Annotated in this window: 12 protein-coding genes and 1 pseudogene; 5 read left to right on the top strand and 8 right to left on the bottom strand. The window is 72.6% G+C overall.

The annotated features are described in order from the left end of the window. Nucleotides 1-80: 80 nt before the first annotated feature. Together ACZ7LY_RS13595 and ACZ7LY_RS13590 are read left to right on the top strand one after the other, a co-directional pair. Nucleotides 81-1,868 carry a serine hydrolase domain-containing protein gene (locus ACZ7LY_RS13595; RefSeq protein WP_471624732.1) on the top strand — a complete coding sequence of 596 codons (1,788 nt, stop codon included), beginning with the start codon at nucleotides 81-83 and terminating at the stop codon, nucleotides 1,866-1,868. A 116-nt stretch (nucleotides 1,869-1,984) separates the two neighbouring features. Beyond that, nucleotides 1,985-3,229, top strand: a complete 1,245-nt coding sequence (locus ACZ7LY_RS13590) for an FAD-dependent oxidoreductase (protein ID WP_471624731.1) — start codon at nucleotides 1,985-1,987, stop codon at nucleotides 3,227-3,229. Here the strand turns inward: ACZ7LY_RS13590 and ACZ7LY_RS13585 are convergent. From ACZ7LY_RS13585 to ACZ7LY_RS13565, 5 genes and pseudogenes are all read right to left on the bottom strand, one after another. Further along, entirely contained in the window at nucleotides 3,219-3,830 is a 612-nt protein-coding gene (locus tag ACZ7LY_RS13585) for a TetR family transcriptional regulator (RefSeq protein ID WP_471624730.1), read from the bottom strand. The two genes, ACZ7LY_RS13590 and ACZ7LY_RS13585, sit on opposite strands and share 11 nt — an antisense overlap. Before the next feature lie 241 nt (nucleotides 3,831-4,071). After that, nucleotides 4,072-5,628: a phytoene desaturase family protein gene (locus tag ACZ7LY_RS13580; protein WP_471624729.1), complete on the bottom strand. Its 1,557-nt coding sequence runs from the start codon at nucleotides 5,626-5,628 to the stop codon at nucleotides 4,072-4,074. A gap of 56 nt (nucleotides 5,629-5,684) precedes the next feature. Continuing rightward, nucleotides 5,685-6,483: pseudogene (locus ACZ7LY_RS13575) on the bottom strand (oxygenase MpaB family protein). Nucleotides 6,484-6,647: 164 nt separating this feature from the next. Continuing rightward, nucleotides 6,648-7,826, bottom strand: coding sequence for an acyl-CoA dehydrogenase family protein (locus tag ACZ7LY_RS13570; RefSeq protein ID WP_471624728.1), 1,179 nt, complete (start codon nucleotides 7,824-7,826; stop codon nucleotides 6,648-6,650). A 179-nt stretch (nucleotides 7,827-8,005) separates the two neighbouring features. Next, nucleotides 8,006-8,449: a four-helix bundle copper-binding protein gene (locus ACZ7LY_RS13565; RefSeq protein ID WP_471624727.1), complete on the bottom strand. Its 444-nt coding sequence runs from the start codon at nucleotides 8,447-8,449 to the stop codon at nucleotides 8,006-8,008. A gap of 343 nt (nucleotides 8,450-8,792) precedes the next feature. Between ACZ7LY_RS13565 and ACZ7LY_RS13560 the strand changes: the two genes are divergently transcribed. Beyond that, a complete protein-coding gene (locus tag ACZ7LY_RS13560) occupies nucleotides 8,793-9,761 on the top strand; it encodes an alpha/beta fold hydrolase (protein ID WP_471624726.1) in 969 nt (322 codons plus the stop codon). A 27-nt stretch (nucleotides 9,762-9,788) separates the two neighbouring features. On the opposite strand, the gene ACZ7LY_RS13555 is transcribed toward ACZ7LY_RS13560, so the two are convergent. Further along, complete coding sequence (locus ACZ7LY_RS13555; protein ID WP_471624725.1) at nucleotides 9,789-10,391, bottom strand: PadR family transcriptional regulator; 603 nt, start codon at nucleotides 10,389-10,391, stop codon at nucleotides 9,789-9,791. Nucleotides 10,392-10,473: 82 nt separating this feature from the next. On the opposite strand from ACZ7LY_RS13555, the gene ACZ7LY_RS13550 reads away from it, so the two are divergent. Further along, entirely contained in the window at nucleotides 10,474-10,884 is a 411-nt protein-coding gene (locus ACZ7LY_RS13550) for a nuclear transport factor 2 family protein (RefSeq protein WP_471624724.1), read from the top strand. A gap of 113 nt (nucleotides 10,885-10,997) precedes the next feature. On the opposite strand, the gene ACZ7LY_RS13545 is transcribed toward ACZ7LY_RS13550, so the two are convergent. Then, nucleotides 10,998-11,402: a Zn-ribbon domain-containing OB-fold protein gene (locus ACZ7LY_RS13545; RefSeq protein ID WP_471624723.1), complete on the bottom strand. Its 405-nt coding sequence runs from the start codon at nucleotides 11,400-11,402 to the stop codon at nucleotides 10,998-11,000. Nucleotides 11,403-11,559: 157 nt separating this feature from the next. Then, a complete protein-coding gene (locus ACZ7LY_RS13540) occupies nucleotides 11,560-12,231 on the bottom strand; it encodes a TetR family transcriptional regulator (protein WP_471624957.1) in 672 nt (223 codons plus the stop codon). A gap of 163 nt (nucleotides 12,232-12,394) precedes the next feature. Between ACZ7LY_RS13540 and ACZ7LY_RS13535 the strand changes: the two genes are divergently transcribed. Beyond that, nucleotides 12,395-12,676: electron transfer flavoprotein subunit beta/FixA family protein (locus ACZ7LY_RS13535; RefSeq protein WP_471624722.1), on the top strand; the 282-nt coding region annotated here is incomplete at its 3' end.

The raw sequence follows: 12,676 nt of genomic DNA, 5'->3' as shown, positions 1-12,676 counted from the left end.
TGGTTGACAGGCGCCATGCCTGACATGAAAGTTTCACCCGTCGAGCGAGATCCCGAAAGATACTTTCAGGAGGCTGCCTCATGAGACCCACCGACACCGAGCCGGGGCGCTCCGGCCTGACCCGGCGCCGGCTCGGCGCCGCGACCCTCGCCCTGGGCGGCGCCCTCGCCCTCGCCCCCTTCCCCGCGGGCCCCGCCGCCGCGGCCGCCGACGAGGGCCGGGGCGGACGCCCGACACTGCGGCGCGGGTCGCCGGAGAGCGCGGGCCTGCTCGCCGGGCACCTGCGCCAACTGGTCGTCGACGCCGAGAAGTTCCTCGGCCCCTCCCCCAAGCACCCCTGGTACGCGGGCGCGGTGCTGCTCGCGGGCCGGGGCGGCACGGTGGCGCTGCACCAGCCCATCGGCAAGGCGGTGCGGTACGCGCGCTACGACGACACGACGGACACCGGGGTCGAGTTCCCCGCCGACCAGCAGATCGACATGGCCCGGGACACGGTCTTCGACCTGGCGTCGGTCTCCAAGCTGTTCACGTCGATCCTCGCGGTGCAGGAGATCGAGCGCGGCGGCCTGGAACTGGAGGCGACCGTCGCCTCGTACCTTCCGGACTTCGCGGGCGGCGGCAAACAGGCCGTGACCGTCCGTCAACTTCTCACGCACACCTCGGGGTTCCGGTCCTGGATCCCGCTGTACAAGGAGACGACCAAGGAGGGGCAGCTCCGTCTCGTCTGGAACGAGAAGCTGCTCAACCCGCCCGGGACGGTCTACCTCTACTCGGACCTGAACCTGATCTCGCTCCAGCTCGTCCTGGAGAAGCTGACCGGCAAGACGCTGGACGTGCTGCTCGCCGAGCGGATCACGGGCCCGCTCGGCATGACCCGCACCCGCTACAACCCGCCCGCCGAATGGAAGCCGAAGGTCGCCGCGACCGAGGACGCCCGCGCGCCGTGGTCGGGGCTCGACCGGGGCCTGGTGTGGGGCGAGGTGCACGACGAGAACGCGTACGGGCTCGGCGGGGTGGCGGGCCACGCGGGCGTCTTCTCCACCGCCTGGGACCTCGCCGTCCTCGGCCGCACCCTGCTCAACGGCGGGGTGTACGGGCAGGCCCGCATCCTCTCCCGGAAGTCGGTGGACCTGATGTTCACGGACTTCAACACGGCATTCCCCGGCGACGAGCACGGCCTCGGCTTCGAGCTGTACCAGCACTGGTACATGGGCGCGATGGCGACTCCCCGTACGGCCGGGCACACCGGGTTCACGGGGACCTCCCTGGTGCTCGATCCGACGACCGACTCCTTCCTCATCGTCCTCGGCAACTCCGTCCACCCCGTACGCACTTGGCGGTCCGGCTCCGCACCCCGGGTCGCCGCGGGCAACAACATGGCGCGGGCCGTCGCGGTCCGCCCGGCGCGGGGGCGCACCGCGTGGTTCTCGGGGATGGCGAGCGCGGCGACGGCCACGCTGACGCTGCCGGACCTGCGGCTGACCTCGCCGCGAGCACGTCTTGAGGCGGAGCTGTGGTGGGACACCGAGCCGCACTCCGACTTCCTGTCCCTTCAGGCGTCGACGGACGGCGGCGCGTCGTGGAAGCCGGTGCCGTTCACGACGGACGGTGACACCGCGCATCCCACGGGCGCGGTCGACGGGTACGCGGGCCGCGTCTGGCACCGGCTCACCGCCGACCTCGGCGCGTTCAACTCGCCGTCCACGCGGCTGCGTTGGCGGTACGCGACGGATCAGCTCTACGTGGGGCGCGGCGGGTACGTCGACGGGATGCGGGTCGTGGACGGACACGCGGTCGTCTTCGACGAGGCACGCCCGGCGGACTCCTCCCGCATCGAGGCGAAGGGCTGGACGGCCTCCCGCGACTGACTCCCCCGCACCTCCGACCTCTAACCGCTTGGTCAGTTTTCTGACCGAGCGGTTAGACTCCGTGGCGTGCGCACGGCGACGACCCGGCGTGCGCGACGGGCGGAAGGGGCGGACGGATGGAACGGACGACGTGCTGTGTGGTGGGCGGCGGCCCCGCCGGGATGATGCTCGGGCTGCTGCTCGCGCGTGCCGGGATCGAGGTGACGGTCCTGGAGAAACACGCGGACTTCCTGCGCGACTTCCGCGGCGACACCGTGCACCCCTCGACGCTGCGGCTGCTGGACGAACTGGGCCTCGGCGAGCGGTTCGCCGCGCTGCCGGTGCGGCGCCTGACGCGGATGCGGATGGACATCGACGGCGTGCGCGTCATCGCGGGCGACCTGCGCCACGTCCCGGGCCGGCACCGGTACATCGCCATGGTCCCGCAGTGGGACTTCCTCGACCTGCTGGCGGACGCCGCCACCGAGGAGCCCTCGTTCACGCTCCGCATGCGCTGCGCGGCGACCGGTCTGCTGCGCGCCGCCGACGGCCGGATCACGGGCGTGCGCTACGTGGACGCGGCGGGCGAGGCGCACGAGCTGACCGCCGATCTCACCGTGGCGTGCGACGGGCGGGACTCTCGGGTGCGGGACGCGGCCGGGCTCGTACCCGAGTACCGGGACGTGCCGATGGACGTGTGGCAGGTACGGGTCCCGGCGCCGGCGGACGCGGACAAGGGCGGCCAGGTGTTCCTGAGCATCGCGGACGGGCAGGTCGCGGCGACGATGGACCGCGGCGACTGGTTCCAGACGTCCTACCTCATCCCGAAGGGCACCGACGCGGCCCTGCGCGCGGCCGGCCTCGACCGCTTCCGCTCCCGGCTCGGCGCCCTGCTCGGCTGGGGCCCCGAGGTGACCGCCGCCATCACCTCCTGGGACGACGTGAAGCTCCTGGAGGTGACGATGGGTCTGCTGCCCGTGTGGCACCGCGCGGGCCTGCTGTGCATCGGGGACGCCGCGCACATCATGTCCCCGACCGGGGGCGTCGGCGTCAACCTCGCGGTGCAGGACGCGGTCGCCGCCGCCCGGCTCCTGGCCCGCCCGCTGCGCGAGGGCCGGGTGAGCGACGCCGACCTCGCCGCCGTCCGCGCCCGGCGCCTGCTGCCGACGACGCTCACCCAGCGCGTCCAGGACGGCGAGCACCGGATGCTGCTGCGTCCCGCTCTGGAGGGCACTCTGCGCGGCGACCGGCTTCCCCTCCCCCTGCGGCTGCTGCGCAGGGTGCCGCCGCTGCGGACGGTGACGGGGTACCTGGGCGGCATCGGCGTCCGCCCGGAGCGCGCGCCCGCGTTCGCCCGGCGCGTCGCGCCGCCTACGCGGTGATGGCCGCGAGGGTGAAGGCGACCAGTTCGTCGGCGGCGGTGTCGAGGTCGAGCGCGGGGTCCGCTAGCCAGTGCGCGACGACGCCGTCGATGGCGCCGCCGACCGCGAGGGCGACGGTCGCCGCGTCGAACTCCCGGAAGGCGCCCACTTCCTGACCCTTCCTCAGCAGAGCGGCCAGCTCGTCGCGGCGTCCGCCCACGTCGTGCTGCCCCGGGTTCTTCAGGCGGGTGCCGCCATGGTCGTCGAGCAGGGTCTCGGTGAGGACGCGGACGTGCGCGCGGTGGTCGCGCTGGTAGCCGACCATCGCGCGTACGTACGCGACGACGGCCGCGCGGGGCTCGTCCTCGCGGGCGACGCGTTCGCGCACGTACGTCCCGAACGCGTCGAGGACGTGGGTGAACGCGGCCCGCGTCAGGTTGTCCTTGGAGTCGAAGTGGTAGAGCACGGCGGCCTTCGACAGCCCCGCGCGCCGGGCGATGGCCGCGAGGGAGGCGGCCGCGAGGCCCTCGGCGGCAATCACGTCGATCGTGCACGCGACGAGCTGGGCGCGGCGGGCCTGCTCGGTGAAGGTGGGGGTGCCGTCCGTGCGGCGGGGAGTCATCGTGGCACCACCGGCCCTGTTCCGTTCCGTCGTGTCCTGGCGCGTTCCGTGCGCGCGGTTCCTTGGCGTGGTTCGTTCGTGCGTCGCGTTCGCGCGTTTCGTTCGCACGTTTCGTTCGCACGTTTCGTTCGCACGTTTCGGTCGCGCGTTTCGGTCGCGCGTGATCGACGACCGACCGTACACCAGCGCCGGGCCGGGCCCGGGCCGGCGGGACCCTGCGCGGGCGGGGCGTGTGCGCAGGTCAGCGGCCGAGGACGGCCATCGCCGCGTTGTGCCCGGGGATGCCGCTGACGCCGCCGCCGCGCACCGCGCCCGCGCCGCACAGCAGCACGTTCGGGTGGGCGGTCTCCACGCCCCAGCGGCCCGTGCCGTCCGCCGCGTGGGGGAAGGCGAGCGGGCGGTGGAAGATGTTGCCGCCGGGCAGCCGCAGGTCCGCCTCCAGGTCCAGCGGGGTCTTCGCCTCGATGCAGGGGCGGCCGTCGGCGTCCGCGGCGAGGCAGTCGGCGAGGGGTTCGGCGAGATGGGCGTCGAGGGTGGAGAGCGTGGCGGCCAGCAGGTCGGCGCGGGCCCGGTCGTTGTCGGCGGTGAACAGGCGGGCCGGGGTGTGCAGGCCGAACAGGGTGAGCGTGTGGTGGCCGGATGCGGCGAGGTCCGGGGCGAGGATCGTGGGGTCGGTCAGGGAGTGGCAGTAGATCTCGGACGGCGGCGCGGTCGGCATCCGTCCGGCCGCCGCCTGCGCGTGGGCGGTGGCCAACTCCTCGTACCCCTCGGCGACATGGAAGGTGCCGGCGAACGCCTCGCGCGGGTCGACGAAGGTGTCCTTGAGCCGGGGCAGCCGCGTGAGCAGCATGTTGACCTTGAACTGGGCGCCTTCGGCGGGCGGGGGCGGCGGGTCGCCGAGCAGCCGTGCCAGGGCCTCGGGCGAGGCGCCGGACAGGACGTGCCGGGCGGCGACGGTGCCCTCGCTGTCGCCGGTGCGGTACGTGACCTCCGCGTCGCGCCCGTCGGTGGCGACGGCGGTGACCTCATGCCCGGTGAGCAGGTCGGCGCCGGCCGCGCGGGCGGAGGCGGCGAGCGCGTCGGTGAGGGCGCCCATGCCGCCGACCGGCACGTCCCAGTCTCCGGTGCCGCCGCCGATGACGTGGTAGAGGAAGCAGCGGTTCTGGGCGAGGTCCGGGTCGTGGGCGTCGGCGAAGGTGCCGATGAGGGCGTCGGTGAGAACGACGCCGCGTACGAGGTCGTCGGTAAAGTGCTCCTCGATGCCGACGCCGATGGGCTCATCGAACAGCAGCCGCCACGCGGCGTCGTCGTCGATGCGCGCCCTCAACTCGGCGGGCTCGGGCAGCGGTTCGGTGAGCGTCGGGAAGACGGCTTCGGCCGCGCGCCGGGTCAGGGCGTAGAACCTCTCCCACGCCTCGAACTCTTTTTCCGAGCCGGTGAGTTCGTGAAAGGACCGGCGGGTGCGCTCGGTCCCGCCGCCGACGAGCAGGCCGGTGGGACGCCCGGAGCGGACGGTCGGCGTGTACGAGGAGACGGTCCGCTTGCGCACGGCGAAGCCGAGGCCGAGGTCGGTGACGATCGCGCGGGGCAGGAGGCTGACGAGGTACGAGTACCGCGACAGGCGCGCGTCCACGCCGGGGAACGGCCTGCTGGACACGGCGGCGCCGCCCGTCGCGCCCAGCCGCTCCAGCACGGCCACGCTCCGTCCGGCGCGGGCGAGATAGGCGGCGGCGACAAGACCGTTGTGCCCGCCGCCGACGACCACGACGTCGTATCTGTCCTTGACCTGTGCGCGCATGGCTCTTGGTAACACGGCGGGCGTACGGGGTCCAGGTGCCGGGCGGGCCGGGCGCGTCAGGCGGGTGGTGCGCCCCGCCCGGCCTTCGCGGGCGCGGGGCGGCTGCCGGGGCCGAGTCGGGCGACCGCGCTCAGGATGTGCTTCGGCGGAAGCTGCCAGCGCAGGGTGGCGGGCACGGCCCGGAGCAGGGCGCCGGTGGCGCGCAGGCGCCGGGTGACGAGGCGCGGGGCGGGAGCGCGGCGTCCGTACAGGGCGTGGGCGTAGGGCGGCAGGGAGTCGTACGCGAGGGACGCGACGTGCCGCCACAGGACCTCGCGGGCGGGGATCAGCAGGGGGTGCGTCGGGGGGGCGCCGCAGGAAGTCGTCGACGGCGCGGGCGTCGTCCCCGGCGGCGAGCTGCGACCGTACACCGGTGAAGTAGTCCGCCAACTCCGCGCGCGTGCCCGGCACTTGCGCGGGATCGAGTCCGACGAGGCGGGCGCTGACGCGGTGTTCGGCGACGTACCGGTCGGCGAGGGCATCGGTGAGCGGGAATCCGGAGCGGTGGACGACGTGGAGGTAGGAGTCGATCTCGGCGCAGTGCACCCACAGCAGCAGCGCGGGCTCGTCCACGCCGTACCGTTCGTCGGTGTCGGGGTCGGTGGCGCCGAGCTTGCCGTGGATCTTGCGGACGCGCGCGCCTGCCCGCTCCGCCGCCTCGGTCGTCCCGTACGTGGTGGTGCCGACGAACCCGGCGGTCCGCATCAGGCGCCCCCACGCGTCGCGCCGGAAGTCGGAGTTCTCCATGACGCCGCGCACGGCCCGGGGATGCAGCGCCTGGAGGTACAGCGCCCGCACTCCGGCGACCCACATCATCGGATCGGCGTGCACCTGCCACGCCACGGACCCGGGCCCGAACAGCCCGGGATCACCCCGGCCGCCCGCCCCGCTCACACCAGCCACGTCCGCCACTTCCGCCACCTCCGCCCGGGAGTCACCAGGACCACCACCCGCCCCTGTTCCCCCAACGTACCTCGGGGTCAGCGGCGTACGCGGGGCATGCCGAGGCCGATCCAGGAGATGATCTCGCGCTGGATCTCGTTGTTGCCGCCGCCGAAGGTGAAGATGACGGCGGAGCGGTAGCCGCGTTCGAGTTCGCCGTGCAGGACCGCGCCCGCGCTGCCCTCCTTCAGGGCGCCGGCCGCGGCGGTGATCTCGATGAGCCAGGCGAAGGCGTCACGGCGGGCCTCGGAGCCGTAGACCTTGACGGCGGAGGCGTCCTGGGGGGTGAGGGTGCCTTCCTGGACGGCGTTGACCATCTGCCAGTTGAGGAGCTTCATCGCGTCGAGGCGGAGGTGGGTGCGGGCGAGCCGCTGCCGGACCCAGCCGAGGTCGATGACGCGGCGCCCGTCGGCGAGCTTGGTCTCCATCGCCCAGCGCTGCACGTCGTGCAGGGCACGGATCGCCATGGTGCCGTGGGCGGCGAGGGTGACGCGTTCGTGGTTGAGCTGGTTGGTGATCAGCCGCCAGCCCTTGTTCTCGTCGCCGACGCGGCGGGAGACGGGGACGCGGATGTTCTCGTAGTAGCTCGCGGTGGTGTCGTGGGAGGCGAGGGTGTTGATGAGGGTGCAGGTGTAGCCGGGGTCGGAGGTCGGGACGAGGAGCATGGTGATGCCCTTGTGGGCGGGCGCGTCGGGGTCGGTGCGCACCGCGAGCCAGACCCAGTCGGCGGTGTCGCCGTTCGTCGTCCAGATCTTCTGCCCGTTCACGACGTACGTGTCGCCGTCCCGCACGGCGCGCGTCTTCAGCGCGGCGAGGTCGGTGCCCGCGTCGGGTTCGCTGTAGCCGATGGCGAAGTCGATCTCCCCGGAGAGGATCCTCGGCAGGAAGTACGCCTTCTGCTCGTCGGTGCCGAACCGCATGATCGTGGGGCCGACCGTGTTCAGCGCCATCAGCGGGAGCGGGACGCCCGCCTGGGCGGCCTCGTCGAAGAAGATGAACTGTTCCATCGGCGTCAGACCCCGCCCGCCGAACTCCTCGGGCCACCCCACCCCGAGCCAGCCGTCCGCGCCGAGGCGGCGCACGGTCTGCCGGTAGAAGCGCTTCTGGGCGGCGGGCTCCTCGTAGCGGGTGTGCGCGTGGTCGGGCACGAGGTCGGCGAAGTACGCGCGCAGTTCGGTACGCAACTGCTGCTGCTCGGGCGTGTATGCGAGGTGCACGGCCCCTCCTGGCGGTCGACTGGGCGACGTTCGCGCGCGGCCGGGCGCGCGGGACGGCGCACACAGTAGAACTCGTTCCAGAAATAGGGAATGGGGAGGGCGAGGAGAGGGGTGTTCAGCCCGAGGCGGGGTCCGGCTGAGGCGGGGTCGGGCTGAGGTGGGTTCAGTCCGAGGCGCGTTCAGCCGAGCGTCGTGAGGAAGTCGGCGCAGGCGCGGGCGCAGGCCCGGCAGCGGTCGGCGCAGTCGGCGGCGCCGGGGGTCGTGTCGCACGCCTGGGCGCACTCCAGGGCCACCGCGCGGCACCACTCGACCTGGAGGCGCAGCCCGTACTCGTCCTGGTGGGACTCCTCGGACAGCAGACGGCACGTCGCGTCGCACACCTCCACGCACAGCAGCAGGGCGCGGCGCAGGCCGTGCGGTGCGGGTCGGTGGTCCTCCTCCCCTACCGGCAAGGGGCCGGTGGGGCCGTGTGCGGGGGGTGCGAGCGCGGCGAGGTCGGTGGAGCTGACGAGGGTGGCGGCGGTGCGGGCGCAGTCGGTGCAGGACTGGGCGCAGGCGAAGCGGTCCTCCAGGAAGCGGACCAGGTCGTCCTTGGGCGGTTCGCGGTCGGTCAGGGGGATCACCGGGCCGGCTCCTTTCCGTCCGTCCGTCTGTCCGTACGTACGTCTTGTCGGCGGGTAGCCGGATCGGGGCGGGCCAAACCGGGCGGGGCCGTGAGCGGTTCGTCTGACGGTCTCGTCGTGGCTGAGCGCGCAGTTCCCCGCGCCCCTATAGTTCGGTCATGGCGCGCTGGGCCGCGGTCATGCCCCCATCCTTGCGCACCCTTCACCCTCAGGACCACCCCCGGAAACCCTCCCGTCCGACGACTCCGCCCGGCCTGGGGCGCGTGCGGGAGAATGCCGGCGGACCCACCTGCCCGCCGGGCCTCCGGCTCCGCCGCGCCCGGCCGATCAGAGGAGTACGCGGATGACGGCCGAGCCGGTGATCGAGGCGTGGAAGCGGATGACCGTGCGGGAGGTGGACGCCGGTGACGTGACGCTGCGGGTCTTCTCCTGCGGGCCCGAGGAGCCGGGCGCGCCGCTGGTCGTCCTCTGCCACGGCTTTCCGGAGCTGGCGTTCTCGTGGCGGCATCAGGCCCTCGCGCTCGGGCGGGCCGGGTACCGGGTGCTCGTGCCGGATCTGCGTGGTTTCGGGGGCAGTTCGCGTCCGGAGGCCGTCGAGGCGTACGACGCGCTGTCGGTGTGCGGGGACCTGGTCGCGCTGCTGGACGAGGCGGGCGCGGACGACGCGGTCTTCGTCGGGCACGACTGGGGCTCGATGATCGTGTGGCAGCTCGCCGTGGCGCACCCGGAGCGGGTGCGGGCGGTCGTCGGCATGAGCGTCCCGGCGACGCCCCGGTCGGCGGTGCCTCCGGTGCCGGTGCTGCGGGAGCGGCTGGGCGAGGAGTTCTACATCGTGTGGTTCCAGGAGCCGGGGGAAGCGGACCGCGCCCTCGGCCGGAACGTGCGCCGGACCCTGCTGACGCGGGAGATCTGGTCGCGGGAGTGGGCCGGGCGCCCGGACGAGGGATTCCCGCCGCCTCCCTGGCTGACCGAGGAAGAACTCGCGTACTACGTCGAGGCGTTCGAGGCGACGGGCTTCACGGGCGGGCTCAACTACTACCGGAACATGGACCGCACCTGGGAGCTGACCGAGCCGCTGGCGGGCCGCACGATCGACTGCCCGTCGCTGTTCGTCACCGGATCAGCCGACCCCGTACGGCACTTCATGCCCGACGACAAGATGGAGCGGGTGCTCACGGATCTGCGCGGGCGGGTCGTCCTGGACGGCGCGGGGCACTGGATCCAGCAGGAGCGCGCCGAGGAGGTGAACGCGGCGCTGCTCGGCTTCCTCACCGAGCTGGACTCGCCGCGCGCCTCCCCAGCGGCCGACTGACCAACCGCGCACTGCCGTGACGGTACGTCAGCCACCCTCGCCCGTACGGGATTCGGCCCGGTCGGCGCGGGCGCGGGTGGCGGCGCGCCGGTCGAGGACGTCGAGGACGCGCCGGCCCCAGCGCAGGTTCTCCTCCTCGAAGGCGATCCCGGCCATGAGGGTGAGGTACGGTCCGACACGCTCGGCCCGCGCCAGGAACTCGGCCTCATCCCACTCGCCGAGGAGATGCCGGCGCACCCGCTCGTAGCGGGCGAGTTTGCCGTGCGCCCACGCCATGCGCTCCTGGATGTGCGCGCGGACGGCGCCCCGGTCGCCGACGTCGACGGCCTGCACCTTCACCATCAGTTCGTCGCGCATCGCCGTGGGCTTCGGCTGCCGCGCGGTGAACGCGGCGAGGTCGGCGCGGCCGGCCGGGGACAGCGTGAACATCCGCTTGGCGGGGCGGCGTTCCTGAGGTACGACGCGGGCGTCGACGAGCCCGTCCACGGCGAGCCGGTCCAGCTCGCGGTAGAGCTGCTGCGGGGTCGCGGCCCAGAAGTTGGACACGGAGACGTCGAAGATCTTCGCCAGGTCGTAGCCGGAGGCCTCGCCCTCCAGAAGAGCGGCGAGGACCGCGTACTTGAGCGACATATGGACACCTTACAACGATGCGATTACTGTCATCCGCACCTATTCAACTTGTTGTCTATGGAGAGGGCGAGGTGGCGGCGGCATGCACGCGTTCCGCGCGGCGGTGGAGAAGGGCGACATGACGGCGGCGGAGGCGCTGCTTGCGGACGATGTGGTGTTCACGAGCCCGGTGGTGTTCAAGCCGTACCGGGGCAAGGCGATCACGGCCGCGATCCTGCGCGGGGTGACGCGCGTCTTCGAGGACTTCCACTACGTACGGGAGATCGGCGAGCCGGGCGGCCGGGACCACGCGCTCGTCTTCGAGGCCCGGGTCGGCGATCGCACGCTCACCGGCTGCGACTTCCTGCACGTCGACGAGGACGGCCTCATCGACGACTTCATGGTGATGGTGCGCCCGCTGTCGGGGGCGCAGGCGCTGGCCGAGCGGATGGGCGCGCAGTTCGACCAGATCGCGCGCGAGGCGATCGAGGCGGGCGAGACGGACAAGGACTGAACGGGCCCTTCCCGTAAGGCTGTTGAGGGAGCGTGGCGCCCGGCGCGGGCGTCGCGCTCAGCGCTGCCGACCGCCGCTCAGCGCGGACCGTCGGCACAACGCAAGCCGTCGGCTCAGCGCAGCCGGTCGTACTCCTCCAGCGGTTCGCGGAGTTCGAAGACGACCTCGCCCGCGTCGGTGCGGGCACCGCTCGCGGGGCGCACGGCGGCGCCGATCCAGACGAGGTGCGGGGCGGTGCCGATGATGCGGCAGGGGACGACGAAGTCCTCGGGGAAACGCACCATCGACTCGTTGCGCGCCACACCGGTGCCCCGGTGCACGACTCGGGACTGTACGACGATGCCGGGCCCCTCGCTGTAGCGGGTCTCCAGATCGCTGGAGGCGCAGACCGGGCAGAGCAGACGGCGGAACGACGCCGTGCCGCACCAGCGGCAGCGCTTGTAGGCGAAGCCGGTGTCGCTCTCCGCCGGCGCCGCGACGCCGATCGCGCCGCCGGTCATCTCCGAGGTCACTGTCATGCCACTGCCTCCCCGCACTCGCCCGGTGCGCGCCGGGGCTGCGGCTCCGGCGCCGGATCAGCGTATGACACTCAGTGCCGCGCGGTAAAGACACCGAGTACCCTTTCCTGCGTTCACGCAGGTCAGCGCCGGGGGGAGGCCCTGGCCGCGACGGCGTTCAGTCGTCGCGCAGCGCGGATTCGACTTGCTGGATGACGCGCCATATGGGTGCCCCCTTGGGCGCGACCATCACCACGACGTCTTCCTGCGGCGCGGCGGCCCCGGCGTCCCCGGCCGCCCCGCCCCAGGTCCGGCGTACGAGGCCGAGGGCGTGGTCGACGGCCTCCTCGGCGTCCCCTTCGCCACCCGAACGCAGCCAGGAGCGCAGCGCGTTGTTGTGCGCGGCGACGACGGCGGCGGCGACCACCTCGGCGCGCAGCGCACCGTCCTGCTCGCCCTGCCAGCGCATGCGCAGATAGCCGGCGAGGGTGCGTTCGTAGCGGCGTACGACGGACAGTTCGTAGGTGCGCAGGCCCGGGACCTCGCGGGTCAACCGGTAGCGCTGGACGGAGAATTCGGGGTTCGCCGCGTACATCCGGAGCACGAGCCGGGCCGCGTCGCACACCACGGCGACCGCGTCGCGCGCCGGGTCGGCGGCGTCCAGGAAGGCCGTCATGTCGGCGAGGCAGCTCTCGTGGTCGGGGAAGACCGCGTCCTCCTTCGACGGGAAGTAGCGGAAGAAGGACCGCCGGCCGACGCCCGCGCGGGCCACGATGTCGTCCACGGTCGTCCGCTCGAAACCGCGCTCCAGGTACAGCTGGAACGCCGCCTCGGCCAGCACCTCGCGCATGGGTGCCTTCTTCGGGGTACCGGTGACCTCACGTGCCTCGCTCATGCGGGGAACGTAACACCGCACCGACACTTTTGGCACTAGGTACCTTTACAGAGGGAACTGAGTGCCATACCTTGACGTCGAGGAACATCCGAGGACGCTCTGAGCAAGGAGAGCCGGCGTGAGCTTGAGGATCGTTGTCACCGTGAAGTACGTGCCGGACGCGACGGGTGACCGGCGTTTCGCTGATGACCTGACCGTGGATCGTGAGGACGTGGACGGTCTGTTGTCGGAGCTGGATGAGTACGCGGTGGAGCAGGCGCTGCAGATCTCGGAGAACTCGGATGACGACGTGGAGGTCACCGTGTTGACGGTGGGTCCGGAGGACGCGAAGGACGCGTTGCGCAAGGCGTTGTCGATGGGCGCGGACAAGGCGATTCACGTCGAGGACGACGATCTGCAC

Source organism: Streptomyces sp. NPDC107550 (assembly GCF_055639095.1).
Note: the sequence above shows the minus strand (reverse complement) of the source record. Positions and strands in the feature narration are given on the sequence as shown.

Coding starts and splice junctions, on each gene's coding strand:
- ACZ7LY_RS13560 (WP_471624726.1), top strand. CDS start 8,793: ATGACGGCCGAGCCGGTGATCGAGGCGTGGAAGCGGATGACCGTGCGG.
- ACZ7LY_RS13585 (WP_471624730.1), bottom strand. CDS start 3,830: ATGACTCCCCGCCGCACGGACGGCACCCCCACCTTCACCGAGCAGGCC.
- ACZ7LY_RS13590 (WP_471624731.1), top strand. CDS start 1,985: ATGGAACGGACGACGTGCTGTGTGGTGGGCGGCGGCCCCGCCGGGATG.
- ACZ7LY_RS13550 (WP_471624724.1), top strand. CDS start 10,474: ATGCACGCGTTCCGCGCGGCGGTGGAGAAGGGCGACATGACGGCGGCG.
- ACZ7LY_RS13540 (WP_471624957.1), bottom strand. CDS start 12,231: ATGCGCGAGGTGCTGGCCGAGGCGGCGTTCCAGCTGTACCTGGAGCGC.
- ACZ7LY_RS13555 (WP_471624725.1), bottom strand. CDS start 10,391: ATGTCGCTCAAGTACGCGGTCCTCGCCGCTCTTCTGGAGGGCGAGGCC.
- ACZ7LY_RS13580 (WP_471624729.1), bottom strand. CDS start 5,628: ATGCGCGCACAGGTCAAGGACAGATACGACGTCGTGGTCGTCGGCGGC.
- ACZ7LY_RS13595 (WP_471624732.1), top strand. CDS start 81: ATGAGACCCACCGACACCGAGCCGGGGCGCTCCGGCCTGACCCGGCGC.
- ACZ7LY_RS13545 (WP_471624723.1), bottom strand. CDS start 11,402: ATGACAGTGACCTCGGAGATGACCGGCGGCGCGATCGGCGTCGCGGCG.